The 25,232-nt window shown below is 70.3% G+C and carries 22 protein-coding genes and 1 pseudogene; 10 read left to right on the forward strand and 13 right to left on the reverse strand.

Annotated features, from left to right (window positions below; translation table 11 throughout):
• Window positions 1-9 precede the first annotated feature (9 nt).
• Complete coding sequence (locus EV671_RS17370) at window positions 10-759, reverse strand: class II aldolase/adducin family protein (protein ID WP_132574025.1); 750 nt, start codon at window positions 757-759, stop codon at window positions 10-12.
• An 83-nt stretch (window positions 760-842) separates the two neighbouring features.
• Between EV671_RS17370 and EV671_RS17375 the strand changes: the two genes are divergently transcribed.
• Window positions 843-1,880 carry an RNA methyltransferase gene (locus EV671_RS17375; protein WP_132574027.1) on the forward strand — a complete coding sequence of 346 codons (1,038 nt, stop codon included), beginning with the start codon at window positions 843-845 and terminating at the stop codon, window positions 1,878-1,880.
• Between the two features lie 92 nt (window positions 1,881-1,972).
• Window positions 1,973-2,578 carry a chalcone isomerase family protein gene (locus EV671_RS17380; RefSeq protein WP_132574029.1) on the forward strand — a complete coding sequence of 202 codons (606 nt, stop codon included), beginning with the start codon at window positions 1,973-1,975 and terminating at the stop codon, window positions 2,576-2,578.
• A gap of 4 nt (window positions 2,579-2,582) precedes the next feature.
• Here EV671_RS17380 and EV671_RS17385 read toward each other — a convergent pair whose 3' ends face one another.
• The 5 genes from EV671_RS17385 to EV671_RS17405 all read right to left on the reverse strand — a co-directional run bounded on the left by EV671_RS17385 (window position 2,583) and on the right by EV671_RS17405 (window position 9,664).
• Entirely contained in the window at window positions 2,583-3,944 is a 1,362-nt protein-coding gene (locus EV671_RS17385) for a sigma-54-dependent transcriptional regulator (RefSeq protein WP_132574031.1), read from the reverse strand.
• Between the two features lie 10 nt (window positions 3,945-3,954).
• Window positions 3,955-5,778: an ATP-binding protein gene (locus EV671_RS17390; RefSeq protein ID WP_132574033.1), complete on the reverse strand. Its 1,824-nt coding sequence runs from the start codon at window positions 5,776-5,778 to the stop codon at window positions 3,955-3,957.
• The gene (locus EV671_RS17395) at window positions 5,756-7,096 is read right to left on the reverse strand and encodes an MFS transporter (RefSeq protein ID WP_132574035.1); all 1,341 of its coding nucleotides are present in this window, start codon (window positions 7,094-7,096) and stop codon (window positions 5,756-5,758) included. The genes EV671_RS17390 and EV671_RS17395 overlap by 23 nt, the downstream gene beginning before the upstream one ends.
• A gap of 160 nt (window positions 7,097-7,256) precedes the next feature.
• A complete protein-coding gene (locus EV671_RS17400) occupies window positions 7,257-7,763 on the reverse strand; it encodes a hypothetical protein (protein ID WP_132574037.1) in 507 nt (168 codons plus the stop codon).
• 122 nt (window positions 7,764-7,885) lie between these two features.
• Complete coding sequence (locus EV671_RS17405) at window positions 7,886-9,664, reverse strand: DUF885 domain-containing protein (RefSeq protein WP_165917626.1); 1,779 nt, start codon at window positions 9,662-9,664, stop codon at window positions 7,886-7,888.
• Window positions 9,665-9,785: 121 nt separating this feature from the next.
• On the opposite strand from EV671_RS17405, the gene mfd reads away from it, so the two are divergent.
• Window positions 9,786-13,256, forward strand: a complete 3,471-nt coding sequence (mfd, locus tag EV671_RS17410) for a transcription-repair coupling factor (RefSeq protein WP_132574041.1) — start codon at window positions 9,786-9,788, stop codon at window positions 13,254-13,256.
• Window positions 13,257-13,273: 17 nt separating this feature from the next.
• Entirely contained in the window at window positions 13,274-13,993 is a 720-nt protein-coding gene (serB, locus tag EV671_RS17415) for a phosphoserine phosphatase SerB (protein WP_132574043.1), read from the forward strand.
• Between the two features lie 118 nt (window positions 13,994-14,111).
• On the opposite strand, the gene EV671_RS17420 is transcribed toward serB, so the two are convergent.
• Window positions 14,112-14,867, reverse strand: a complete 756-nt coding sequence (locus EV671_RS17420; protein WP_132574045.1) for a substrate-binding periplasmic protein — start codon at window positions 14,865-14,867, stop codon at window positions 14,112-14,114.
• A 94-nt stretch (window positions 14,868-14,961) separates the two neighbouring features.
• Here EV671_RS17420 and EV671_RS17425 point away from each other — a divergent pair.
• Window positions 14,962-15,189, forward strand: a pseudogene (locus tag EV671_RS17425) (phosphoserine phosphatase SerB); the annotation flags it as partial.
• Here the strand turns inward: EV671_RS17425 and rraA are convergent.
• From rraA to EV671_RS17450, 5 genes are read right to left on the reverse strand one after another with little or no spacing between them, the layout of a single operon-like run.
• Entirely contained in the window at window positions 15,146-15,661 is a 516-nt protein-coding gene (gene rraA, locus EV671_RS17430) for a ribonuclease E activity regulator RraA (protein WP_132574047.1), read from the reverse strand. The pseudogene EV671_RS17425 and the gene rraA sit on opposite strands and share 44 nt — an antisense overlap.
• Before the next feature lie 13 nt (window positions 15,662-15,674).
• Complete coding sequence (locus EV671_RS17435; protein ID WP_132574049.1) at window positions 15,675-15,896, reverse strand: RNA-binding S4 domain-containing protein; 222 nt, start codon at window positions 15,894-15,896, stop codon at window positions 15,675-15,677.
• On the reverse strand, window positions 15,883-17,598 hold the full coding sequence (locus EV671_RS17440; protein WP_132574051.1) for a thiamine pyrophosphate-binding protein: 1,716 nt from the start codon (window positions 17,596-17,598) through the stop codon (window positions 15,883-15,885). The genes EV671_RS17435 and EV671_RS17440 overlap by 14 nt, the downstream gene beginning before the upstream one ends.
• Window positions 17,599-17,642: 44 nt before the next feature.
• Complete coding sequence (aqpZ, locus tag EV671_RS17445) at window positions 17,643-18,332, reverse strand: aquaporin Z (RefSeq protein ID WP_132574053.1); 690 nt, start codon at window positions 18,330-18,332, stop codon at window positions 17,643-17,645.
• Window positions 18,333-18,390: 58 nt separating this feature from the next.
• Entirely contained in the window at window positions 18,391-19,647 is a 1,257-nt protein-coding gene (locus EV671_RS17450; protein ID WP_132574055.1) for an MFS transporter, read from the reverse strand.
• A 70-nt stretch (window positions 19,648-19,717) separates the two neighbouring features.
• Here EV671_RS17450 and EV671_RS17455 point away from each other — a divergent pair, with 70 nt between their 5' ends.
• The 5 genes from EV671_RS17455 (at window position 19,718) to EV671_RS17475 (ending at window position 23,555) form a co-directional block, all read left to right on the forward strand.
• Window positions 19,718-20,527, forward strand: coding sequence for an AraC family transcriptional regulator (locus EV671_RS17455; RefSeq protein WP_132574057.1), 810 nt, complete (start codon window positions 19,718-19,720; stop codon window positions 20,525-20,527).
• Window positions 20,528-20,589: 62 nt separating this feature from the next.
• Complete coding sequence (locus tag EV671_RS17460; protein ID WP_132574059.1) at window positions 20,590-21,528, forward strand: LIM domain-containing protein; 939 nt, start codon at window positions 20,590-20,592, stop codon at window positions 21,526-21,528.
• A gap of 95 nt (window positions 21,529-21,623) precedes the next feature.
• Entirely contained in the window at window positions 21,624-22,724 is a 1,101-nt protein-coding gene (nadA, locus tag EV671_RS17465) for a quinolinate synthase NadA (RefSeq protein ID WP_132574061.1), read from the forward strand.
• Window positions 22,725-22,781: 57 nt separating this feature from the next.
• Window positions 22,782-23,072: a late competence development ComFB family protein gene (locus EV671_RS17470; protein ID WP_132574063.1), complete on the forward strand. Its 291-nt coding sequence runs from the start codon at window positions 22,782-22,784 to the stop codon at window positions 23,070-23,072.
• Window positions 23,073-23,075: 3 nt separating this feature from the next.
• The gene (locus EV671_RS17475; RefSeq protein WP_132574065.1) at window positions 23,076-23,555 is read left to right on the forward strand and encodes a hypothetical protein; all 480 of its coding nucleotides are present in this window, start codon (window positions 23,076-23,078) and stop codon (window positions 23,553-23,555) included.
• Here EV671_RS17475 and nadB read toward each other — a convergent pair.
• Window positions 23,533-25,137 carry an L-aspartate oxidase gene (nadB, locus tag EV671_RS17480; protein WP_132574067.1) on the reverse strand — a complete coding sequence of 535 codons (1,605 nt, stop codon included), beginning with the start codon at window positions 25,135-25,137 and terminating at the stop codon, window positions 23,533-23,535. The two genes, EV671_RS17475 and nadB, sit on opposite strands and share 23 nt — an antisense overlap.
• Window positions 25,138-25,232: the final 95 nt, after the last annotated feature.

The following is a 25,232-nucleotide window of genomic DNA, read 5'->3' on the forward strand; positions in this document are numbered from 1 at the left end:
CAAGCGATTTCAGCCGTCGTGCCCGGGGTTCTGGCGCGCGAGGCGCCGCAGCAGGCCCGGCCAGGCCAGTTCGGCGCCCGAGCCGCGCATGACCTTCTCGCTCTGCGCGCGGATGCCGGCGAGGATGGGCGCCGGGATGCGGATTAGCTCGCCGCCGCCGGCCTGGGCGCCGATCTGGATCTCGCAGGCGCGCTGCAGCATGAACATCTTCAGGAAGGTGTCGGCCGCGCTGTAGCCCAGCGTCAGCAGGCCGTGGTTGCGCAGGATCATCAGCGCCGTGTGGCCCAGATCGCGCACGAGGCGCGACTTCTCCTCGGGGTTGAGCGCGACGCCCTCGTAGTCGTGATAGCTGAGCGAGGCCAGCGGGAACAGGCTGTGCTGGGACAGCGGCAGCAGCCCCTGCTGCTGGGCGCTGACCGCGACGCCGGCCACCGTGTGCAGATGCATCACGAAGCGTGCGTCCTCCCGCGCCTCGTGCACGGCGCTGTGGATGATGAAGCCGGCAGGGTTGACGCTGTAGTCACTGGGCCCGACCTTCTCGCCCGCGCGGTCCACCTTCACGAGGCTGCTGGCCGTGATCTCCTCGAACATCATCCCGTAGGGGTTGATCAGGAAGTGGTGCTCGGGCCCGGGCACGCGCGCCGAGATGTGGGTGAAGATCAGGTCGTCCCAGCCGTGCAGCGCGGCCAGGCGGTAGAGGGCGGCGAGGTCGCAGCGGGCCTGCCATTCTTCGGCACCGATATGGGCGGGCTTGGCCATGATGTCTCCTGCTGGAAGTTGTCGGACCAGCATAGTCCGCGCGCCGCTGCGGCGGCATCGCGTCGGGGACAATCCTCGCCTCCATGCTGATCCCCGACCTCCGCCAGCGCCTGCGCGCGCTCGGCGCCAACCCCGCCCACGAAAGCCGCGTGCTGCGCCACTGGCTGCAATGCCTGCCGCTGGACGCCGGCCGGCAACCGCTGCAGGGCTGGCTGCCCAGGGCGGTCATGGACGCCCTGCCCGGCCTGCTGGCCGAGCTGGACGGGCTGCTGGCGCTCAGGAGCGAGCACGCCGGCAGCGACGGCCTGTCGGCCCGGCTGCTGCTGGGCCTTGGCGACGGCCAGACCGTGGAGACCGTGCTGCTGCCGCGCGACGGCGTCTGCGTGTCCAGCCAGGTGGGTTGCGCGGTCGGCTGCCGCTTCTGCATGACGGGCGTGGACGGCCTGATCCGCCAGGTCGGCAGCGCCGAGATCGCGGCCCAGGTGGTGCTTGCGCGGCGCAAGAACGCGAAGCTGAAGAAGGTCGTCTTCATGGGCATGGGCGAGCCCTCGCACAACCTCGCCAATGTGCTGGACGCGATCACGCTGCTGGGCCGCGAAGGCGGCTTCGCGCACAAGCAGCTGGTGTTCTCCACCGTCGGCGACGAGCGCGCCTTCGCCGCGCTGCACGCGGCCGAGGTGAAGCCGGCGCTGGCGCTGTCGCTGCACACGACCGACGCCGCCAAGCGCGCGGACCTGCTGCCGCGCGCGCCGCGGCTCGCGCCCGAGGACCTCGTCGAGGCCGCCGACGCCTATGCCCGAGCCAGCGGCTACCCCGTGCAATACCAGTGGACGCTGCTGGACGGCGTCAACGACGGCCCCGAGGAGCTGGACGGCATTGTTCGTCTGCTCAAGGGCCGCTACGGCCTGCTGAACATGATCCCCTTCAACGCGGCCGAAGGCCTGCCCTTCCGGCGCCCTAGCTGGGAGCGTGCCCGCGCCATCGCGGCCGAACTGAGCGCCCGCGGCGTGCTGACCAAACTGCGCGACTCGGCGGGCCAGGACGTGGACGGCGGCTGCGGCCAGCTGCGCGCCCGCGAGGCCGTGGGCCGGCCGACGCGGGTCGTGAGGATTCACGCCTGATCCAGAGACGGGTACGCGCGGTTCCGCCGGCAGAATCCGCTCGCCGCACCGGCCACCCGGGCCGAGCGAGAAGAGATTCCATCGGAGGAGACATGACTCAGCTTCAGACGCTGGCCGCGCGCGCCCGCCTGGCCGCCCTGATCACCGGCACCCTGCTGTGCCTGCAAGCCGGCGCTGCCACCACGGTCAGCAGGTTCGAGCCCACCGTCCAGCTCGGCGGCAGCACGCTGCAGCTCAACGGCAAGGGCACGCGCATCCGCCTCGTGTTCAAGGCCTATGACATGGGGCTCTACACGGCCCGGCACGTTGGCAGCGCAGCCGAGCTGCTGGCCCTGCCCGGCCCCAAGCGCCTGCAGTTCACGGCCCTGCGCGAGCTGCAGGGCACCGAGCTGGGCCGGCTCTTCCTGCGCGGCATCAGCGACAACACGCCCAGCCAGCAGCTGACCCGCCACACGCTGGCCACCACCCGCCTCATCGAGATCTTCTCCGGCAAGCCCAAGCTGATGGCCGGCGACAGCTTCGCGATGGACTTCGTGCCCGGCAAGGGCACGCAGTTCTACATCCAGGGCCAGCCCCAGGGCGAGCCCGTGGGCGACGACGAGTTCTTCTCGCTGGTGCTGCGCATCTGGTTCGGCGACGCGCCGGCCGACGCGCATCTGCGCGACGCGCTGCTGGACGGCGGCAAGGACGCCGGCTGAGCCTTCAGCCCGCGCGGTAGGCGTCGGCATCCAGCCCCAGGCGGCGGATGCGGTCGTGCAGGGTCTTGCGCGCCAGGCCCAGGCGCTCGCCGGCGCGAGCGATGTTGCCGCCGCTCTCCAGCAGGGCCTGCACGATCCACTGGCGTTCGACGGCCGCGAGTGCTTCGTCCAGCGGCGCCTGCGGCAGGGCCGCGGGTCCGGCGGGCGTGGGCAGCCCGGGCGCCGGCGCCTCGGACACGAGGCCCAGCACCCAGCGCTCGGCGAAATTGCGCAGCTCGCGCACATTGCCCGGCCAGTCGCGCGCCTGCCAGGCGGCGAGCTGGGCGGCGGTCCAGGCCGGCACCGGGCGCTGCAGGCGCTCGGCGGCCTGGGCGCAGAAATGGCTCAGCAGCAGCGGGATGTCCTCGCGGCGCTGGCGCAGCGGCGGCAGCGCGATGCTGGCCACGTCCAGGCGGTAGAACAGGTCCTCGCGGAAGCGCCCTTCGCGGGCCAGTTCGAGCAGGTCGACCTTGGTCGCCGCGACGATGCGGCAGGCCAGCGGCACGGCCGTGTTGGAGCCCAGGCGCTCGACGCTGCGCTCCTGCAGCACACGCAGCATCTTGACCTGCAGGGCCAGCGGCATGGACTCGATCTCGTCGAGGAAGACCGTGCCGTCGCCCGCGAACTCCAGCTTGCCGATGCGGCGCCTGCTGGCGCCCGTATAGGCGCCGGCCTCGGCGCCGAAGATCTCCGACTCGAACACGCTCTCGGGCAGCGCGCCGCAGTTGATGGCGACGAAGGCGCCGCGCGCGCCGCTGGCCGCATGCAGGGCCCGCGCGACGACCTCCTTGCCGGCGCCGGTCTCGCCGTGGATGAGCACGTCCACGCGCGCCGGGCCCAGCGTGTGGATCAGCGTGCGCAGTTGCTCCATCGCGACGCTAGCGCCGAGCAGGCCGTCGGCCGGCCCGCCACCCAACTGCGCCTTCAGGCGGCGGTTCTCCAGCACTAGGCGACGCTGCGCCAGCGCGCGGCGCACGACCTCGACGAGGTGCTCGGCCGAGAAGGGTTTCTCGATGAAGTCCCAGGCGCCGTCGCGCATGGCCTCCACGGCCATGCCGATGTCGCCGTGGCCGGTGACGAGGATGACGGGCAGCTCGGGGTCCTGCTCGCGCAGCGCGTGCAGCAGCTGCAGGCCGCTGTCGCCGGGCAGCTGCACGTCGCAGACGACGACGCCGGCAAAGCCGGGCTGCAGCCAGGCGCGCGCCGCCTCGGCCGAGTCGACGCCCTCGGTGTTCAGGCCGGCGAGCCGCAGGCTCTGCGTCGTGGCCAGGCGCACATGCCCGTCGTCCTCGACGAGCAGCACATCGGTGGGTTCGTTCCAGGCCATGAAGGAATTGTCAGGCGAGCGGCAGGCGCAGCGTGAACCAGGCGCCGCCCTGCTCGCGGTTGCCGCCCTGCAGCGAGCCGCCCAGCGCATTGGCGATGGAGGCCGAGATGGACAGGCCCAGACCCAGGCCATCGCCGCGGCGCTTGGTCGTGAAGAAGGGCTCGAACAGGCGCGCCAGCACCTCGTCGCCGAGGCCGGGGCCATCGTCGGTGACGCGCAGCAGGGCCTGGCCGCCATCGACCTCGGCCTGCAGCGTGACCGTGCCGCTGCCCTTCTCGGCACTCGCATCGATGCCGTTGCGCAGCAGGTTCACGAGCACCTGCTCGACGCGAACCTGCTGGCCCAGCACGGCCAGGCCTTCGGGCACGGCCGGGCAGTCCAGCCGCACGCGCTGCCGGCGCGCCTCGGCGCTGACGAGGGCCACGGCCGACTGGAAGGCCGCCGCCACCGGCACCGGCTGCACACGCAGCTCGTCGCGGCGCGCAAAGCCCTTGAGCTGGGCCACGATGGCGGCGATGCGCTGCGTGAGGCCGTCGATGGCTTCGAGATTGCCCTCGGCATCGGCCTGCATGCCGCGCTCCAGGAAGACGCGGGCGTTGTCGTTCAGCGCGCGCAAGGCCGCCAGCGGCTGGTTGATCTCGTGCGTGATGCTGGCGGCCATCTGCCCGAGCACGGCCAGCTTGCCGGCCTGCACGAGCTCGTCCTGCGTCGCGCGCAGCGTGCGCTCGGTGCGGTGCAGCTCGTCCACGCGGGCCTGCAGCTCCTGCGTGCGCGCGGCGATGCGCTCCTCCAGGCTGTCGTAGGCGGCGCGCAGTTCGCCCTGAGCGGCCGCCCGCTCGCTGGCGCGGCGGCGGCGCAGCTGCAGATAGGCCAGCAGCAGCAGCAGCGACACCCAGCCCAGCGCCGCCGCCCAGGCGCGGCCGGCGGCGATCTGCTCGGCGCCGCGGATCTCGGTGAAGGACAGCAGCGTCCAGCCGCGCCCCTCGACGGCCTGCTCGGTGACGAGGGCGCGCAGCCGCGCCGACGCGGTGGCGATGCGCTCGACGCGCAGCTCGCCCATGGCCCCGGAGGATTCGCGCTGCAGGGGCTGCAGCGGCAGGTCGCCGTATTGCTGGGTGTCGTGCAGCTCGGTGCGCACGGCCGTGATCAGCGGCTGAAGCGTGCGGTACTTCCACTCCGGCCGGCTGGCCAGGAAGACCACGCCGCGCGCATCGGCCAGCATCAGTTCGGCCGCGCTGCGCGCCCAGTTGGCCTCCATCTCGTCCAGCGAGACCTTCAGCACGACGACGCCCGCGTCCGGGCCGGCGAGGCGGTGGGCAATGAAATAGCCCGGCGTGCCGGTGGTGGAGCCGCGGGCGTAGAAATGACCGCCGCCGCTGGCCATCGCGTCGCGGAAATAGGGCCGGTAGGCGTAGTTCTGGCCGACGAAGGTCTGCGGCTCGCGCCAGTTGCTGGAGGCCAGCGTCAGGCCGCGCGCATCGATCAGGAAGATGGCCGCCGCGGCGGCGTCGCGGGCCACGCCCTCGAGCAGCGCATCGACCTCGGCGGCGCGGGCCCTGGAGGCCGGCTCGGCCAGCAGGCCGGCCAGCGCCGGGTGGCGGGCCAGCACCTGGGGCAGGGCCTCGTACTTGTCCAGCGTGCCGGTCAGCTCGTGGGCGACGAAGCGCAGATGTCGCTGGGCGTCGCCCTGGGTCTGGGCCAGCGCCAGGTCCAGCGACAGCCGCCAGGCGGCGTAAGCGACGGCCGTGCCGCCCAGCAGCGCCAGCAGCAGCAGCGTCAGGCTGCGTTGCCAGCGGCTGGGCCTGAGGCGATCAGTGCGCAGAAGTTTCCGCATCGATCCTGGAATGCCGGCGCGTGTCGCGCATCAGCAGGTAGACGAGCATCGAGCAGGCGATCACCGCGCTAGCGTACCAATAGAAGCCGCTCTCCATGCCCCGCTGCTTGAACCACAGCGCGATGTACTCGGCGCTGCCGCCGAACACCGACACGGCGATCGCATAGGGCACGCCGACGCCGGTGGCGCGGATGGAGGCCGGGAAGAGCTCGGCCTTCACGACGGCGTTGATGGAGGTGTAGCCGCTGACGATGAGCCAGGCGCAGGCGATCAGGCCGAAGGCCTCCCAGGGCCCTTGCGCATGGCGGATGGCCGTCAGCAGCGGCACCGTGAACAGCGTGCCCAGGATGGCGAAGCCCAGCAGCAGCGGCTTGCGGCCGATGCGGTCCGACAGCGCGCCGTAGAGGGGCTGCAGCAGCGCGGCGAACACGAGGCTGGCGGCGGCCACGGCGGTGGTCTGCGCGTCCGTCAGGCCCACCGACAGCTTCAGGAACTTCTGCATATACGTCGTATAGACGTAGAAGGCCAGCGTGCCGCCCATCGTCAGGCCGATGACGATGAGGCATTCGCGCGGATGCTGCAGCAGCAGCTTGAAGCCGCCCATGCGGTCCTGGTTGCGCTGCTTCTCGGCCTTGAAGGCCTGGGTCTCGGGCAAGTCGGACCGCATGATGAGCGCCACGATGGCCAGCAGCGCGCCGATGAAGAAGGGGATGCGCCAGCCCCAGGCCTTGAGCTCGGCCGTGTCGAGCACGAAGTTCTGCAGCACCAGCAGCACGACGAGGGCCGTCAGCTGGCCGCCGATCAGCGTCACGTACTGGAAGCTGGAATAGAAGCCGCGATGCCGGGACGTGGCCATCTCGGACAGATAGGTCGCGCTGGAGCCGTACTCGCCGCCCAGGCTCAGGCCCTGCAGCAGCCGCGCGACGAGCAGGATGGCCGGCGACCAGACACCCACCGTCGCATAGGTGGGCGAGCAGGCGATCAGCAGCGAGCCGCCGCACATCAGCAGCACCGAGGCCATCAGCGCGAGGCGCCGGCCGTGGCGGTCGCCGATATAGCCGAACAGCAGGCCACCGATGGGCCGCACGAAGAAGCCCAGCGCGAAGATGGCTGCGGTGGACATGGACTGGGCCACCGGATCGCTGGACGGGAAGAAGGCCGACGAGAAGTACAGCGAGAAGGCCGCGTAGCAGTAGAAGTCGTACCACTCGACGAGGTTGCCGATGGAGCCGACGAAGATGGCCTTGACGCGCTTGAACTCGATGGGGTCGGCGCCGGTCGATGGGCGGGTCGAGGCCGGGGGGTAGATCGCGGACATGTCTGCTGTCTCCTGGAGTGGTGTGCCCCAGCATGAGCAGCTTGCGTGCCAAGTCTGTGCGCGGCCGCACCCAAGGAAGGCGCGACACACAGGCCGATCGGATCGGCGAATTTCCGCCGCAGCAGGTGGCAATCCGGCCGCCACCGGCGGCATTCCGCCGTCAGAAACGCAGGTCGATGCGCGCCATGTCGAAGCGGGTGAGCTCGCCTTCGCGCTTCACGCTGACGACGCGGAAGTTCCTGGCCGTGCCGACGCGGTATTCGAACTCGCCGGGCCGGGGCGCGCTGGACTCGCAGCTCAGCTTGTCGGAATCCTTGGGCGGCTTGACGCGCGCGGCCGGCTCGCGGCAATCCAGCACCTCGCCATAGCGGCCCAGCGCCTTGGCGTAGAAGGCGGCCACCTCCCCGGTCGGCGCCGCCGTGCTGAACTTCATCGCATTCACGCGCAGGCCGAACCTGCCGGCCCAGGCGCCCAGCGTGACCGCGGCCTTGTCGCCGTCGTTCTCCTGGAAGGGCGTGGCGCCCGCGTACACGGGCAGGCCGACGTCGGCGGCCTCGGTGCGACCGTGGCTCTCGATGCCGATGCTGAAGTCCTTGTCGCCGCCGGCCTGGGCGGCCGACAGGGCCAGCACCAGGGCCAGGCCCAAGAGGCTGTTGCGTTTGCTCATCGCGATCTCCTGAAGCTTGAGTCGATGCTCAGCTTAGGAGCCGCCCTGCCCCGCCGCGAGGCCGCCGTGACGGCCTGCACGACGGCGCTGACAGGCTGCAGCGCCGGCCGACGGCCGTTGGCTCAACCGGCCTTGCGCTGTGCCACCCAGGCCATCACCAGCTCGCGCAGCACCGGCAGCGGCACCTGGCCGGCCGTCAGCACGACGCGGTGGAAGCCCTTCACGTCGAAGCTGTCGCCCAGCGCCGCCTCGGCCTCGCGGCGCAGCCGGGTGATTTCCAGCTGGCCGATCTTGTAGCCCAGGGCCTGGCCGGGCCAGACGATGTAGCGCTCGACCTCGGAGACGACGTCGCTCTCCACCATGGACGAGTTGTCCAGCATGTATTTGATGGCCTGCTCGCGCGTCCAGCCCTTGGCGTGCAGGCCGGTGTCCACCACCAGGCGCATCGCGCGCAGCTGCTCGTCCGAGAGGCGCCCGTACCACTGGTAGGGGTCGGTGAACATGCCGAGCTCCTTGCCGATGCTCTCCGAGTACAGCGCCCAGCCTTCGACATAGGCCGTGTAGTGGCTGCCGAAGCGGCGGAACTTGGGCAGGCTCTGGTCTTCCTGCGCGATGGAGATCTGGAAGTGGTGGCCGGGCGAGGCCTCGTGCAGCGACAGCGTCTCCATGCCGTAGATGGGCTGGGCCTTCAGGTTGAAGGTGTTGACGTAGAACACGCCGGGCCGCGAGCCGTCGGCCGCCGCCTCCTCGTAGGACGCGCCCGCCGCGCTCTCGGCGCGGAAAGCCTCGACCTCCTTGACCTGGTAATCCGCCTTGGGCTGGATGTCGAAGAGCTTGGGAGTCAGGCCGTTGATCTTCTTCTGCAGCTCGCGGTAGCCGGCCAGCAGGTCTTCCGGCTTCGTGAAATAGAACTTGGGGTCGTCCTGCAGGTATTTGAAGAAGGCGTGCAGGTCGCCCTGGAAGCCGACCTGCTTGCGCACGCCCTCCATCTCGCCCAGGATGCGCGCGACCTCCTTCAGGCCGATCTCGTGGATCCGGTCGGGCGTCAGGTCCAAGGTGGTGGACTGCTGCACACGGTAGGCGTACCAGGCCTTGCCGTCGGGCAGGTCAGACCAGGCCGTGCTCGCGCGCGCCTTGGGCGTGTACTCGTCGCGCACGAAGGCCAGCAGGCGGGCGTAGGCGGGCAGCACCTTCGTCGACAGCAGCTTGCGCATCGCGGCCGTGACGCGCTCGCGGTCCGCGGCCGGCACGGCGTCGGGGAAGCTCTTGATCGGGCCCCAGAACAGGCTCTTCTCGGGATCGGTCACGGCCAGGGCCTGCAGCTGGGGCAGCACCTTCTCCATGACGGCCCGGGGCTGGGTCACGCCGGCCTTGAGGCCGTCGCGCATGTTGGCGATGGTGCCGTCGAAGGTGGGCACGGCCAGGGCCAGGCGCTTCAGCCAGTCGTCGTAGTCTTTGGTGGTGCGGAAGGGCTGGATGGATTCGCCCGTGCCCATCTGCGCGAGAAAGCTCGGCAGGCCGCCGATCTGGCTGATGGGCTGCATCCAGTCCGGGAAGCGCTCGCCGGCCAGGTCCTGCTCGAGGTCGAGCTTCAGGATGCTGTAGGAGACCCGGTCCTTGGGAGCTAGCCTGTCCTTGTGGAAGCCTGCCAGACCCTTGAGCTGCTGCCGGGTCTCGCGCCTGGCCTGGGCACGGTAGGCGGCCGTGGTCGTGTCGACGAGGCGGTCGTTGTAGCGCGGATCGCCCAGCGAAGTGGCCAGGATGGGCTGGCGCTTCAGCGTCAGCTCCCACTGGGCGTCCAGCCACTGGTGGAAGCGCTGGCTTTCAGTGGGAGCGGCCCAGGCGGGCAGGCTCAGTGAGATCGAGGTCGCGAGCAGGCTGAGGGCGTGACGACGGCGCATGGGGTCTCCGGTTTGGAAGACGCGCATGCTAGCCATCGCCCCACTGACAGCCAAAGGACATGCCCTCCCTAAAATCCCGGCCAAGCCCCGCTCCGGGGCTGTCGTCGTTTGTAGGTCCCCGATGTCGCTGCTGCCGCTCATTCAACCGGGCAAGAAGTTCACCCACCCCCGCCCCCTCGGCTCGGCCGACGCCCTGCTGCTCGCGCGCTTCGTGCAGCAGCAGCGCGACGCCGGCCGCCTGGCGGCCATCTTCACCGCCGAGCCGGGCGACACGCAGCGGCTCGAGGACGAGCTGAAGTTCTTCGCGCCGGAGCTGAAGATCGCCGTCTTCCCCGACTGGGAGACCCTGCCCTACGACAGCTTCAGCCCGCACCAGGACCTGATCTCGGAACGGCTGGCAACGCTGTGGGAGCTGCTGCAGGCGAAGAAGAGCCGCAGCATCGACGTCGTGTTGATGCCGGCCTCCACGGCGCTGGTGCGGCTGGCGCCGCCGAGCTTCCTGGCCGCCACGACCTTCAGTTTCAAGCAGAAGCAACGGCTGGACGAGGCCTCGCTGCGCGCGCAATTGACTCTGGCCGGCTACACCCACGTCAGCCAGGTCGTGCAGCCCGGCGAGTACGCGGTGCGCGGCGGCCTGATCGACCTCTTCCCGATGGGCTCCAACGTGCCCTACCGCGTGGACCTGTTCGGCGACGAGGTGGACTCCATCCGCGTCTTCGACCCCGACAGCCAGCGCAGCCTCTACCCCGTGCCCGACGTGCGCCTGCTGCCGGGCCGCGAGTTCCCGATGGACGAGGCGGCGCGCAAGGCCTTCCGCAACCGCTGGCGCGAGAAGATGGACGGCGACCCGACCAAGTCGCGCCTGTACCGCGACATCGGCGAAGGCATCGCGTCGGGCGGCATCGAGTACTACCTGCCGATCTTCTTCGAGCAGACGGCGAGCGTGTTCGACTATCTCGGCGCCGAGGCGGGGCTGGCCCTGCACGGCGAGGTCGACGAGGCCATCCAGCGCTTCTGGACCGACACCAAGGAACGCCACCGCTTCCTGCAGCACGACCCCGAGCGGCCCATCCTGCCGCCGGCCGAGATCTTCCTGACCACCGAGGACTTCTTCGGCCTGACCAAGCCGCACGCGGTGCTGTCCGTGCGCGGCGCCGAGCCTGTGGACTTCGCCCGGCCGCTGCCCGACGTCAGCGTCGAGCGCGGCGCGCAGGAGCCGCTGGCGCGCCTGGAGGCCCACCTCGACACCACACCCCACCGCGTGCTGCTGCTGGCCGAGAGCGAAGGCCGGCGCGAGAGCCTGCTGGAGCAGTTGCGCGATCACAAGATCGACCCGCCTTCGGTTGCGAGCCTGGCCGAGTTCTGGGCGAGTGACGAAAAGTACGCCATCACCGCCGCACCGCTGGCCGAGGGCTTCTTCTGGAACGACGCCGAAAGGCCGCTTCAGCTCATCACCGAGACCGAGCTGTTCGCGACGACGCCCACCACGCGCCGGCGCCGCAAGCAGGAGCAGGTCAGCGACGTCAATGCGCTGATCAAGGACCTGTCCGAGCTGAAGGTGGGCGATCCCGTAGTGCACATCAACCACGGCATCGGGCGCTACCAGGGCCTGGTCAACATCGACCTCGCTGTATCTGGGGAAGAGGGCCAGAAGAGCGAGTTCCTGCACCTGGAATACGCCGACAAGGCCACGCTCTATGTGCCGGTCGCGCAGCTGCACCTGATCGGCCGCTACACCGGCGTGAGCCCCGAGGAAGCCCCGCTGCACAAGCTCGGCTCCGGCCAGTGGGAGAAGGCCAAGCGCAAGGCCGCCGAGCAGGTGCGCGACACCGCGGCCGAGCTGCTCAACCTCTATGCCCGCCGCGCCGCCCGCGAGGGCCATGCCTTCCGCTACTCCGGCCACGACTACGAGGCCTTTGCCGCGAGCTTCGGCTTCGAGGAGACGCCGGACCAGCGTGCCGCCATCCACGCGGTCATCCAGGACATGATTTCTCCCAAGCCCATGGACCGCCTGGTCTGCGGCGACGTGGGTTTCGGCAAGACCGAGGTGGCACTGCGCGCGGCCTTCGTCGCGGTGATGGGCGGCAAGCAGGTCGCCATCCTCGCGCCCACCACGCTGCTGGCCGAGCAGCACTACCAGAACATCGCCGACCGCTTCGGCGCCTGGCCGGTCAAGGTCGCGGAGATGAGCCGCTTCCGCTCGGCCAAGGAGATCAAGGCCGCGATGGAGGGCATCGCCGACGGGTCCATCGACATCGTCGTCGGCACGCACAAGCTGCTGTCTGCCGAGGTCAAGTTCAACCGCCTGGGCCTGCTCGTCATCGACGAGGAACACCGCTTCGGCGTGCGCCACAAGGAGGCGATGAAGGCCATGCGCGCCGAGGTGGACGTGCTGACGCTGACGGCTACGCCCATCCCGCGCACGCTGGGCATGGCACTCGAAGGCCTGCGCGACCTGTCCGTCATCGCCACCGCACCGCAGCGCCGCCTGGCCATCAAGACCTTCGTGCGCGCCGAGAGCAGCGGCACCATCCGCGAGGCCGTGCTGCGCGAGCTCAAGCGCGGCGGCCAGGTCTACTTCCTGCACAACGAGGTCGAGACCATCGAGAACCGGCGCCAGAAGCTGGAGGAGCTGCTGCCCGAGGCGCGCATCGTCGTCGCCCACGGCCAGATGCCCGAGCGCGAGCTGGAGCGCGTGATGCGCGAGTTCGTCGCCGGCAAGCACAACCTGCTGCTGTGCTCCACCATCATCGAGACCGGCATCGACGTGCCGAGCGCCAACACCATCGTCATCAGCCGCGCCGACAAGTTCGGCCTGGCGCAGCTGCACCAGCTCCGCGGCCGCGTCGGCCGCAGCCACCACCAGGCCTATGCCTATCTGATGGTGCCGGACCTGCAGGGCCTGACCAAGCAGGCCACGCAGCGCCTGGACGCGATCCAGGCGATGGAGGAACTGGGCTCGGGCTTCTACCTGGCCATGCACGACCTGGAGATCCGCGGCGCCGGCGAGGTGCTGGGCGACAACCAGAGCGGCAACATGATGGAGGTGGGCTTCCAGCTCTACAACGACATGCTGGCCGAGGCCGTGCGCGCGCTGAAGAGCGGCCGCGAGCCCGACCTGCTGTCACCCACCGGTGCCTTCTCGACCAATACCGAGATCAATCTGCACGCCCCCGCCCTGCTGCCCGACGCCTACTGCGGCGACGTGCAGGTGCGGCTCTCGCTCTACAAGCGCCTGGCCACGGCCGAGAAGCCCGAGCAGATCGACACCATGCTGGAAGAGATCACCGACCGCTTCGGCAAGCTGCCTTCCCAGGGCCAGAACCTCTTCGACCTGCACCGCCTGCGCGTGCTGGCCCGGCCCTTCGGCGTCATCAAGGTGGACGCGGCGCCCAGCATCATCAACATCAACTTCCGCCCCAACCCGCCCATCGACCCGATGCGCGTCATCGAGCTGGTGCAGAAGAACCGCAACATCAAGCTGGTGGGCAACGAGAAGCTGCGCGTGGAGAAGGCGCTCTCCAGCCCGCAGGACCGCGCCCAGGCCGTGCGCGAGGTGCTGAGGCTGCTGGGGCAGCCCGTGAAGAGCTGATCGGGATAATCCAGCCCATGTCCACGCCCCCCTCTCCCCAGGCCGCCGGCCTCGTGCTGCGCGACGGCCCCGCACTGCCGCCGCTGTCCCATTTCAAGCTCGCCGCCTTCGACATGGACTCGACGCTGATCGGCATCGAGTGCATCGACGAGATCGCGGCACTGGCCGGCAAAGGCCAGGAGGTCGCCGCCATCACCGAGGCCGCGATGCGCGGCGAGATCACCGACTTCAAGGACAGCCTGCGCCGGCGCCTCGCCATCCTGGCCGGCGTGCCCGCCACCGTGCTGGACCGCGTGCTGGCCGAGCGGCTGACGTTCAACCCCGGCGCGCGCGAACTCTGCGCGGCGTTGAAGACCGCGGGCCTGAAGCTGGTGCTCGTCTCCGGCGGCTTCACCTTCTTCACGCGCTTCGTCGCCGCCGAGCTCGGCATGGACTTCGTGCGCAGCAACGAACTGGAGATCGCGGACGGCGCCCTCACCGGCCGCGTCGCGATGCAGGACTGGGGCGACATCTGCGACGGCGCCGAGAAGCGCCGCATGCTGCTGGAATGCTGCGCGGCCATCGGCTGCGCGCCCGACCAGGCCATCGCAGTGGGCGACGGCGCCAACGACCTGCCGATGATGAGTGCGGCCGGCCTGAGCGTGGCCTATCACGCCAAGCCCAAGGTGCGCGAGCAGGCGCGCGTCGCGATCAACGAGGGCGGCCTGGACCGTCTGCTGGAAGTGTTCACGGCTTGAGCCTGTCGCTCTCACCGAGCCGGACCCGCATCCCGCGTTTGAGCCGGATAGCGTGCCGGGGCAAATGGTTCACGCACTGCCGGCAGGAGCCGCTGATCAGGCCCTTGGCGACGCGAGGCTAGGGCTGGCGCCCGCGCTGATACCGAGCCAGGATGGTCTGCAGACTGCCGTCGGCTTCGATCCGGCGATAGCCGTCCTGATAACGCGCCAGGAATGCTGCGACCTCTGGCGCGCCCAGGTGATAGACCGGCCCCGCATGACCCGAATGGAAGGGGCCGAAGGCCGCGATGCGCTCATGCCAGCGCGGATCCAGCCGGGTCAGCTCCCAGTCTGCGGTCAGGTCGTCCGACACCATCACGTCGATGCGCCCCTTCAGCAGCATCGGGAAGAGCCGGGACTGCGGGTCCAGCGACACCATGGATGCGCCCAATTCCTCGAAGTACCTGAGCGTGGCCTGGTCGCCCCGGTAGTAGCCCATCTGCTTGCCGGCCACATCCTTGACGCCGACGATGCCGCCGGGCGCAAAACTCGCCTTCAGGTAGTACAGCGAAACCTGGTAGGGCCATTGCTTCAGCATGGCGTAATGCACCCGCCCGGCCATGGTGTTCATGCTGGTGTCGCTGTCGATCAGGATGACGCCGGGGTCGGCCTCGAATGTCCGGCGGGCACGCTCCGACGGCATCATCTCGATCCTCGGGGCCTCCAGCCCTGCGGCCCGGCAGGCGGCCAGAAAGGCCTCGACGACCAAGCCGCTCTCGGGTCCGATGCGGTAGGGTTCGTAGACCGAGGTGACAACGCGCACATCGGCCCTGGCGCCGAGAAGGAGACCACCCAGCAACCAGGCCAGCAAGCGGGCGCGCAGAACGGCGTTCATCGGTCGATTCTGCGTCGGCTGCCGCGCCGAAGCGAGGGGCTCGGGCCAGCTTCCGCACCCTCACCTTGGTATCCGCTGCCGCTGAGGCAAGGCGATCGTCTCCTGCGGCTTCACCTTCTTCACGCGCCTCGCCGCCGCCGAGCTGGGCATGGACTTCGTACGCAGCAATGAGCTGGAAATCGCCGGCGGCGCCAACGACCTGCCGATGATGGGCGCGGCCGGCCTGAGCGTGGCCCATCACGCCAAGCCCAAGGTGCGCGAGCAGGCGCGCGTCGCGATCAACGCGGGCGGGCTGGATCGTCTGCCGGAGCCGCTGCGCTGATGACGACGCCGTCGGCATCGGCATAGAGCCAGTCGCCCGGCCGCACATCCACACCGCGGACGCGCACCGCGACGTCCGCGAGGCCCTGGCCCTTGCGGTCGGTCGGCAGCGGCATGGCCGCCAGCGCCAGGATGCCGACCTGGGCCGCCGCGAGTTCGGCCACATCGCGCACGCAGCCGTCGATGACGATGCCGGCCCAGCCGTTCCTCGCCGCCGCCGCGGCCAGGTTGCCGCCCAGCAGCGCGCGCCGGCGCGAGCCGCCGCCATCGACAACCAGCACGCGGCCCTGGCCTGGGCTCTCGACGGCCTCCTTCACGCGACTGTTGTCGTCCAGGCAGAGCACCGTGGCCACCGGCCCGGCAAAGCGGGCCAGGCCGCCGAAGCTGGCCAGCGCGCCGCCGGGCAACACGCGCAAGGCGCCGCTGTCGTCGGCCTTGTGGGCGTCGCAGAGATCGCAGGTGGAGAACGTCATCACGGCAACTCCTTCAGGCTGCGGCCACCACGCGCACGCGCTGGCCGCCGAATTCAACGACCTGGCCGGCCCGCATCTTGGCCGTCTTGCGCAACTCGACCTGGCCGTCCACCCTGACCTCGCCGGCCGCGATGAGGGCCCGCGCCTGGCCGCCGCTGTCGGCGAGGCCCGTGGCCTTGAGGAGTTTGTCGAGTTCGATGAACTCGCCGCGCAGCTGGAGTTCAAGCATGGCCAGCCCTCTTCTGAGCGGCCTCGCGGATGGCCGTCAAGGTCGAGCGCGAGGTGCTCACGTCGCTGGACAGGCGCAGATGCAGCAGGGCCGGCCGGCCCGCCGCGATCGCCGCGTCCAGCGCCGGGCCGACCTGGCTCGTGCTCTCGGCCTTGAACGCCGCGAACCCATAAGCCTCGGCCAGTTGGGCGAAGTCGGGGTTGAACAGATCGCTGCCCGAAACGCGGCCCGGGTACTCGCGCTCCTGGTGCATGCGGATTGTGCCGTAGGTGCCGTTGTCGACGACGACGACGAGCAGCTTCTTCGCGCCATAGCCGGTGGCCGTGGCCAGCTCCTGGCCGTTCATCAGGAAGTCGCCGTCGCCGGCGATGTTGACGACCCAGCGGTCCTGCTGCAGCAGCGCCGCCGCGACCGCGGCCGGCAGGCCATAGCCCATCGCACCCGAGGTCGGCGCGAGCTGGGTCTTGCCGAAGCGCTGCAGGCCCGTGTAGCGGTGGAAGCGGTGCAGCCAGCCGCTGTAGTTGCCGGCGCCGTTCGTGAAGATCGTGCCCTCGGGCAGCTTGGCGTCGAGCAGGCGGATGACCTCGGCCATGTCCAGCGGGCTCACCGGCGTGGGCACGAGGTTGGCGCGGTAGTCGGCGTTGGCGGCGGCCGTCCAGTCGCGCCAGGCGATGTCGGCCGGCGGCACGAGCCGGGCCAGGGCCGGCGCGGCCTGGCTCATGCTCGCGTTGACCAGCAGCTCGGCCGTGTAGACGCGGCCCAGCTCCTCGGCACCGGCATGGATGTGGACGAGCTGCTGCGCGGGCCGCGGCGCCTGCAACAGCGTGTAGCCGCCCGTCGTCATCTCGCCCAGTCGCGGGCCGATGGCGAGGATGAGGTCGGCCTCCTTCACGCGCGCGGCCAGCTTCGGATTGATGCCGATGCCCACGTCGCCGGCATAGTTCGGATGCGCGTTGTCGAACAGATCCTGGAAGCGGAAGGCGCAGCCGACGGGCAGTTGCCAGGCCTCGGCAAAGCGCTGCAGCGCGGTCGTGGCTTCGGGCGTCCAGCCGCCGCCACCGGCGATGACGAGGGGCTTCTTCGCCGCGGCCAGGCGCTCGGCGACCTCGGCCAGCGCCGCCGGCGTCGGCGCGGCCTCGGCCACGCGCGCGGGTGCGACGAGGGGCGCCGTGATCGGCTTCGTCAGCATGTCCTCGGGCAGCACCAGCACGACCGGACCGGGGCGGCCCTGCATGGCGGTGTGGAAGGCGCGTGCCACGTACTCGGGCAGACGCTCGGCGTCGTGCACCTCGCCGACCCACTTGGCCATGCCCAGCGTGCCGGGGCCGAACATCTGGCGGTAGTCGACCTCCTGAAAGGCCTCGCGGTCGCGCTGGTCGCTGGCGACCTGGCCGATGAAGAGGATCATCGGCGTGCTGTCCTGGAAGGCCGTGTGCAGGCCGATGCTCGCGTTCGTCGCACCCGGCCCGCGGGTCACGAAGCAGATGCCGGGCCGGCCGATCAGCTTGCCCTGGGCCTCGGCCATGAAGGCCGCACCGCCCTCCTGGCGGCAGGCGACGAAGCGGATCTTGTCCGCATATGCATGGAAGCCGTCGAGGACGGCCAGGTAGCTTTCACCGGGAACGCCGAACGCGGTGTCGACGCCCTGGGCAATCAGCGCCTCGACCAGCTTGTGGCCGGCGAGCTGCGGGGTGGAGGGTGTGTTCATGCCGGCACTTTAGCCGGCGGACGGTGCGCCCCCCGCAGGGGGTTTCAGCGCTCTTCGCCGGCAATGGCCCGGTAGGCGGCGGCGCCCAGCAGCGCGCCGACGATGGGCGCGAGCCAGAACAGCCACAGCTGGCTCACCGCCCAGTCGCCCACGAACAGGGCCACGCCGGTGCTGCGCGCCGGATTGACCGAGGTGTTGGTGACCGGGATGCTGATCAGGTGGATCAGGGTCAGGCAAAGGCCGATGGCGATGGGCGCGAAGCCCGCCGGCGCACGCTTGTCCGTCGCGCCCAGGATGACCAGCAGGAAGAACATGGTCATGACCACCTCGGTGACCAGGGCGGCCAGCATCGAGTAGCCGCCGGGCGAGTGCGCGCCATAGCCGTTGGAGGCAAAGCCCTTGGACACGTCGAAGCCCGGCGCGCCGCTGGCGATGACGTAGAGCACGCCGGCCGCCGCGATGGCGCCGAGCACCTGCGCGACGATATAGGGCAGGAGCTTGGACGCCGGGAAGCGCCCGCCGGCCCACAGGCCGACGGAGACGGCCGGGTTGAGATGGCAGCCTGAGATGTGACCGATGGCGAAGGCCATCGTCAGCACCGTCAGGCCGAAGGCCAGCGCGACGCCATGCAGGCCGATGCCCACGTTCGGAAACGCGGCCGCCAGCACCGCACTGCCACAACCGCCCAGCACGAGCCAGAACGTACCCAGGAACTCTGCACCGTATTGCTTCATAGGCCACCTCGATGTTTAGGTGGCCGGATTCTGGGCCAAGACGAGCCCGTTTGGCGCCTCAGGCCGCGGCCGCCACGGCGGGCTTGCGCGTGAGCCCCAGCCCCACCAAGCCGGCCGATGCGATGCCCATCACCAGTGCCGCCGCCGAGCCGGCGAAGACGCCGCGCGGCATGCCGTGGTCGAGGATGGCGCCGAACACCGGCGCGGCCAGCGCGAAGCCGATGTCCAGGCCCGAGTACACGGTGCCGTAGACGCGGCCCGTCGCTCCGGGCGGCGCGGCGCGCTTGATCAGCATGTCGCGCGAGGGGCCGGCCAGACCGGTGCCGAAGCCGGCCAGTGCCGCGACCACCGCGGCTAGGCCACCCGGCAGCCAGCCGGTGGCCGTCAGCAGCAGCAGGGCCGCGGCAAAGGCCATCGCGAAGGCGATGGTGCGCTCCAGCCTCTCGGCCCGCGCGACCAGGAAGCCGCCGCAGACCATGCCGGCCGCCCCCGCCAGCATGTAGCCGGTCACGACATAGGCCGTCAGCGCCAGCGGCAGGCCGTAGATCTGGTGCAGGGCTGGGCTGGCGAAGCTCTGGATGGCCGACAGCGCCGCCGTGGTCCAGAAGAAGAAGGAGAAGCACAGCCACACCGAGGGCAGCTTCAGGAAGGCCATCGGGTGCTCCTCCTTGGCCCCGGCGGCGGGCTTGGCATGGCCCCAGGAGCCCTGGCGGTCGTCGATGGCCGAGCGCTGCCAGAACAGCAGAGCCATCACCGCCAGCGCCACCGCGGCCGTGCCGACGTAAGCGAAGCGCCAGTTGCCCGTGGCCTCGGCGATGCCGATGGAGAACACCGGCGCGACCGCCCAGCCGAGGTTGCCGCTGATGCCATGCACCGAGAAGGCATGGCCCAGGCGCGGCTGCGACACGCGCTTGTTCAGGATGGTGAAGTCGGCCGGGTGGAAGGGCGCGTTGCCGACGCCGGCCAGCGCCGCCGCCAGCATCAGCCCGCCGAAGCCCTGGGCCAGGCCGGCGGCGACGGAGGCGAGGAAGAAGCTCGCCATCGCCGCGAACAGCACCGGCCGCGCGCCGATGCGGTCGACGATGAAGCCCGACAGCGCCTGGCCCGCGCCCGAGATGACGAAGAAGGTCGTCACCAGCAGGCCCAGTTCCGAATAACTCAGGCCGAAGGCCTGGATGAAGGCCGGGAACAGCGGCGGCAGCAGCATGTGGAAGAAGTGCGATGTGCCATGCGCGACGCCGATGGTCGAGATCGTCGTGACGTCGCGCCGGCGCTGCTGGCCGGCATCGAAGGGGGTAGCGAGGGCGGTGTCCATTCGAGTCACTTTAGGCAGGGCGGCGTCGGCTCAGTTACGATGGTTCGTCAAGTTCTGTCGAAATCCAGCCATGTCCGGCCGCAAGAGCTTTCCGTCCTTCTCGCCCGAGCGCTTCGCGCCCACGCCGGAGCGCCCGCTGCGCGCCAAGTCGCGCGTGCTCGAACACCAGACCGACATCCAGCCCCACCGCCATGACTGGGGCCAGCTCGTGTTCTCGATGACGGGGGCGGTGCGCGTGAACACCGAGGCCTCCACCTACAGCGTGCCGCCGTCGCGGGCGGTATGGATCCCGCCCGGCCTCGTCCACGCGGTGACGGCCATCGAGCGGTGCGACCTGCGCACCCTCTACGTCGGCCCCGGCCTGCTGGCCGGCGAGGCCTGGCAGGCGGGCCGTGTGCTGGAGGTGTCGCCGCTGCTGCGCGAACTGGTGCTGGCCCTGCCGGCCGTGCCCGACCCGCCGCCGCCCGAGGACGGCGAGGACCGCGCGCGCCGCCACGGCATCGAGCAGCTCGTCCTCATCGAGCTCAGGCGCGCCCGGCCGCTGGCCCTGGGCGTCGCCCTGCCCCAGGACGCCCGCCTGCGCCGGCTCTGCGAGGCCATGCTGCGCGAACCCGGCCGCCACGCCGGTCTGGACGAATGGGCCGCGGAGGCCGGCGCCAGCCCGCGCACGCTCTCCCGGCTGTTCCGCGAGCAGCTGGGCACCAGCTTCGCGCAGTGGCGCTCGCAGCTGCTGCTGGCCCATGCGCTGACGCTGGCCGCGCGCGGCCGGCCAATGAGCCATATCGCCACCGAGCTGGGCTATGCCAGCGCCAGCGCCTTCACGGCCATGGTCACGCGGACGGTGGGCATGCCGCCGAGCCGGTTCTTCGCGGAGGCCTGAGCCGGCCCGGCCTGCCGCAGCCTGCATGCGACGATCTGCCCGATCAGACCCGGAGACCCCGAATGAACAGACGTGACCTGACCCTGGGCACCGGCAGCGCCCTGCTCGCCGGCCTGCTGGCCGGCCTGGCCTTGCCCGCCCGCGCCGATGACGATGGCGAGTTCGTCATCCTGCACGCGCGCTACGGCACCGAGCGTGGCCATGTCGATGTGACCGACCGCCTGCGCGACCTGGCCCGCCAGGACCGGCGCTTCAAGCTGACCAACGAACTCTTCGGCGTGGACCCCGACCCGGGCCGCACCAAGACGCTGCGCATCTTCGCCCGCGACCGCCAGGGCCAGGAGCGCACCTTCGAGTACCGGGAATACGACTGGATCGACGGCGCCCAGTTCATCGGCTGGGGCGGCGGCGACTGGGGCCGCGGCGACGGCGACAGGCGCGGCTGGCATGGCGGCGAGCGGCGCGGGGAGCGCCGCGACGAAGGCGAGTTCAGCATCCTGTACGCCACCTATGGCACCCGCCGCCGCGAGGTGGACGTGACCGAGCGCCTGCGCGAGCTGGCGCGGCGCGACCAGCGCTTTCGCATGGGCAACGACAGCTTCGGCATCGACCCCGACCCGGGCCAGACCAAGCGCCTGCGCATCGTCGCGCTCGACCGCAGCGGCCACGAGCGCAGCTTCGAATACCCCGAGAACGCCTGGGTGGACGGCGCGCAGTTCGTCGGCTGGGACGGCGGCGACTGGGGGCCGGCGCGCCCGCCCGCGGGCCGCCTCGTCATCGAGAGCGCCAGCTACGGCATCGAAGGCCGCTGGGCCGACGTGACCCAGGCCCTGCGCGCCCAGCTGCGCAGCGAGCGCTTCGAGGCCGAGGTGCGCAACGAGCTGTTCGGCGTCGACCCCGCGCCGGGCCGCCGCAAGCTGCTGAGCGTGACCTACCGCTGGGGCAACGACCCGAGCAACACCGTGCGGGTCAACGAGGGTGACCGGCTGCGCCTGCCCTGAAGCTGGGGGCTTGGACCGGAGCCAGCGCCAGGCGCCCGGCTCTGCGCGACACTTGAGGCAGGAACCGCGCCCATCTCGCCGCGGCCGAAGCCAAGATGTCCCAGACCCTTTTCGACTACACCCGGCAGGACGCTGCCGGCAGCTGCTCCACCGCGCACGCCTGGGCCAAGATCCCGCCGGCGCTCACGCCCTCGGAGCGCAATGCGCTGGCCGAACGCGCCGCGGCGCTGCTTCAAAAACACAACGCCGTCCTCGTCGCCCATTACTACGTGGACGGCGCGCTGCAGGACCTGGCCCTGGCCACTGGCGGCTGCGTGGCCGACTCGCTGGAGATGGCCCGCTTCGGCCGCGACCACGCGGCGCAGACCCTGGTGGTCGCCGGCGTGCGCTTCATGGGCGAGACGGCCAAGATCCTCAGCCCCGAGAAGCGGGTGCTGATGCCCGACCTGGACGCCACCTGCTCGCTGGACCTGGGCTGCCCCGAGGACGATTTCGCCGCCTTCTGCGACGCCCACCCCGACCGCCAGGTCGTCGTCTATGCCAACACCAGCGCCGCCGTGAAGGCCCGCGCCGACTGGATGGTGACCAGTTCCTGCGCGCTGGAGATCGTGGCCGACCTGCATGCCAGGGGCCAGAAGATCCTCTGGGCGCCCGACCGCCACCTGGGCCGCTATATCCAGGAGCAGACCGGCGCCGACATGCTGATGTGGAACGGCGCCTGCATCGTGCACGACGAGTTCAAGGGCCTGGAACTTCAGCTGCTGCGCGAGCAGCACCCGGGCGCGCTGATCCTGGTGCACCCGGAGTCGCCCAAGAGCGTCGTCGAGCAGGCCGACGTCGTCGGCTCCACGTCGGCACTGATCAAGGCCGTCGTCGAAGGCAAGGCGCAGGAGTACATCGTCGCCACCGACAACGGCATCCTGCACCGCATGCGCCAGCTCGCGCCGCACAAGACGCTGATCGAGGCGCCCACGGCCGGCAACGCCGCGACGTGCAAGAGCTGCGCCCACTGCCCCTGGATGGCGATGAACGGCCTGGCCAACCTGGTCGACTGCCTGGAAAGCGGCAGCCCCGAGATCCATGTCGACGAATCCATCCGCGTGAAGGCCCAGGGTTGCATCAAGCGCATGCTGGATTTCGTCGCCGCGAGAAATTCACAGGCCGCGGGCATGACGCCGGGAATCGGGGCGGCTTGATCCCGCGTTTGGGCGCTATAAATCCGTCAGAGCAACCGCCACCCACGAGGCCCCGCCATGAATGCCGACTTCAGCTCCCTCTACAACCACCACGAGCGCGAAGTCTTCGCGGCGGTGCTGGACGCATCCAAGGACTACCCCGAGATCGCGACCAGCAACGACCTGCTCTGCGACGTCGCCTGCGTGGCCCTGAACCGCCTGCCTCCGCGCTACATCCGCCACGAGGTGGACTTCAGCTTCTACCTGACCGAGCACGAGCGCCTGGAGATCGACACCGCCATCAGCGAGGCCGTCGGCTACGCCTTCAACTTCGTGCAGGCACGCACGGCGCTGAGGGCGAGGAAATGACGCTTGGCGCCTAACGCCGCCGGCGCCATGTCAGCCCGGTGGCTGCACTACGCGGCCGTCGGGCTGGTGCTGGTGCTGGTGCTGGTCGATGCTGCCAAGGCTGAATGCCGTCTGTTGCGAGACGTCAGCCCAACGCTACCCGCGCTGGAGCGCAAGCTGGATGAATTGCAGCTTTATCGCACCCGGACACGCCCAGAATGCCTCTCGTATATCCAGTGGTCCTGCGAGCCTGGATGGACCGATATCGCTGTTCACGAAAACCACCGACCTTCATGTGGTGGTGACCCAAAGACCTTCCCCGCCATTGACCACTTTCGCGTCAGCCAGGACTTGAAGGTCGTGCAATGGTTTGACATGCCCAACGCAGAGTACCTGCCGCTGGAGAAGGTCTGCGAGCACGAGAAGTGCTCGGCGCAGAAGGCACCGGACAAGAAGACTGCTCGCACCGCTGCGCCCGCGCTCAGCGCCTCCGCCGCTCGCTGATCAGCACCGTCGGGAAGCTCACCGGCAGCGTCTGCGGGTAGTCGCGGCTGTAGTGCAGGCCGCGGCTTTCGTGGCGCATCAGGGCCGAGCGCACGATCAGCTCGGCGCAGTCCACCAGGTTGCGCAGCTCCAGCAGGTCGCGTGTGACGCGGAAGTTGGCGTAGTAGTCGTCGATCTCGCTGCGCAGCAGCGCGATGCGGTGCAGGGCCCGCTCCAGGCGCTTCGTGGTGCGCACGATGCCGACATAGTTCCACATCAGCAGGCGCAGCTCGTCCCAGTTGTGGGCAATGACGACCTGCTCGTCGGCGTTCTCGACCTGGCTTTCGTCCCAGGCGGGTAGCGGCGCCGGTTCCTGCGGCGCCTGGCCGAGGATGTCGGCCGCGCAGGTCTGGCCGAGCACGACGCATTCCAGCAGCGAGTTGCTGGCCAGCCGGTTGGCGCCGTGAAGGCCGGTGTAGCCGGTTTCGCCCACCGCATAGAGGCCCGGCAGATCGCAGCGGCCGGCCAGGTCGGTCACGGCGCCACCGCAGGTGAAGTGCACGGCCGGCACGACGGGAATCGGCTGGCGCGCGATGTCGATGCCCAGCTTCAGGCAGCGCGCGTGGATGGTCGGGAAATGCTCGATGAGGAAGGCCTCGCCCAGGTGCGTGGCGTCCAGCCATACATGGTCCAGGCCGTGCTTCTTCATCTCGAAGTCGATGGCGCGGGCGACGATGTCGCGCGGCGCCAGCTCCATGCGCTCGTCGTGCGCGGCCATGAAGCGGGTGCCGTCCGGCAACTTCAGATGGCCGCCCTCCCCGCGCAGCGCCTCGGTGATCAGGAAGCTGCGCTCCTGCGGGTGGTAGAGGCAGGTCGGGTGGAACTGGATGAACTCCATGTTCGCGACCCGGCAGCCGGCCCGCCAGGCCATCGCGATGCCGTCGCCGGTGGAGGTGTCGGGGTTGGTCGTGTAGCGGTAGACCTTGCCGGCGCCGCCGGTGGCCAGCACGACGGCGCGCGCAGCCAGGGTCTCGACGCGCTGGGCGTCGATGTCCAGCGCATAGGCGCCGTAGACACGTGGCGGCTCGTCGCGCTGCGCGTGGCGCGAGGTGATCAGGTCCAGCGCCATCCAGCGCTCGCGCAGCGTGATGTTGGGATGGCGGCGGGCCGCGGCCAGCAGCTGGTCGTGGATGGCCTTGCCGGTCGCGTCGGCCGCATGGGCGATGCGGCGCACCGCATGGCCGCCCTCGCGCGTGAGGTGCAGGCCCAGCGGACCGTCGTCATCGGGCGTGAAGGGCACGCCCTGCCCCACCAGCCAGCCCACCGCGGCGGCGCTGCGCTCGGCGACGAAGCGGGCGGTGGCTTCGTCGACGAGGCCGGCGCCGGCGTCCTGGGTGTCGCGCACATGGCTGTCGATGGAGTCGTCGCCACCGAGCACGCCGACGATGCCGCCCTGGGCCCAGGCCGTGGCGGCCTCGGTCAGCTCGCGCTTGGCGAGCACGACGACGGGCACGGTGTCGGCCAGGTGCAAGGCCACGGTGAGTCCGGCAAGGCCGGCGCCGATGATGACGACGGGCGTGTCGTCCTGGGGAGCAGCAGTCATGGCGGGGCATTGTCCCGCAGCGCCGGGCGCCATGCCGCGGGGTGAGGATTGCCGAGACGGCGACCCAGCCTACTCCCGCCGCCTGTCCTATGCTG

Origin of the sequence: Roseateles saccharophilus (genome assembly GCF_004342485.1) — a bacterium.
Lineage (GTDB): Bacteria > Pseudomonadota > Gammaproteobacteria > Burkholderiales > Burkholderiaceae_C > Pelomonas > Pelomonas saccharophila.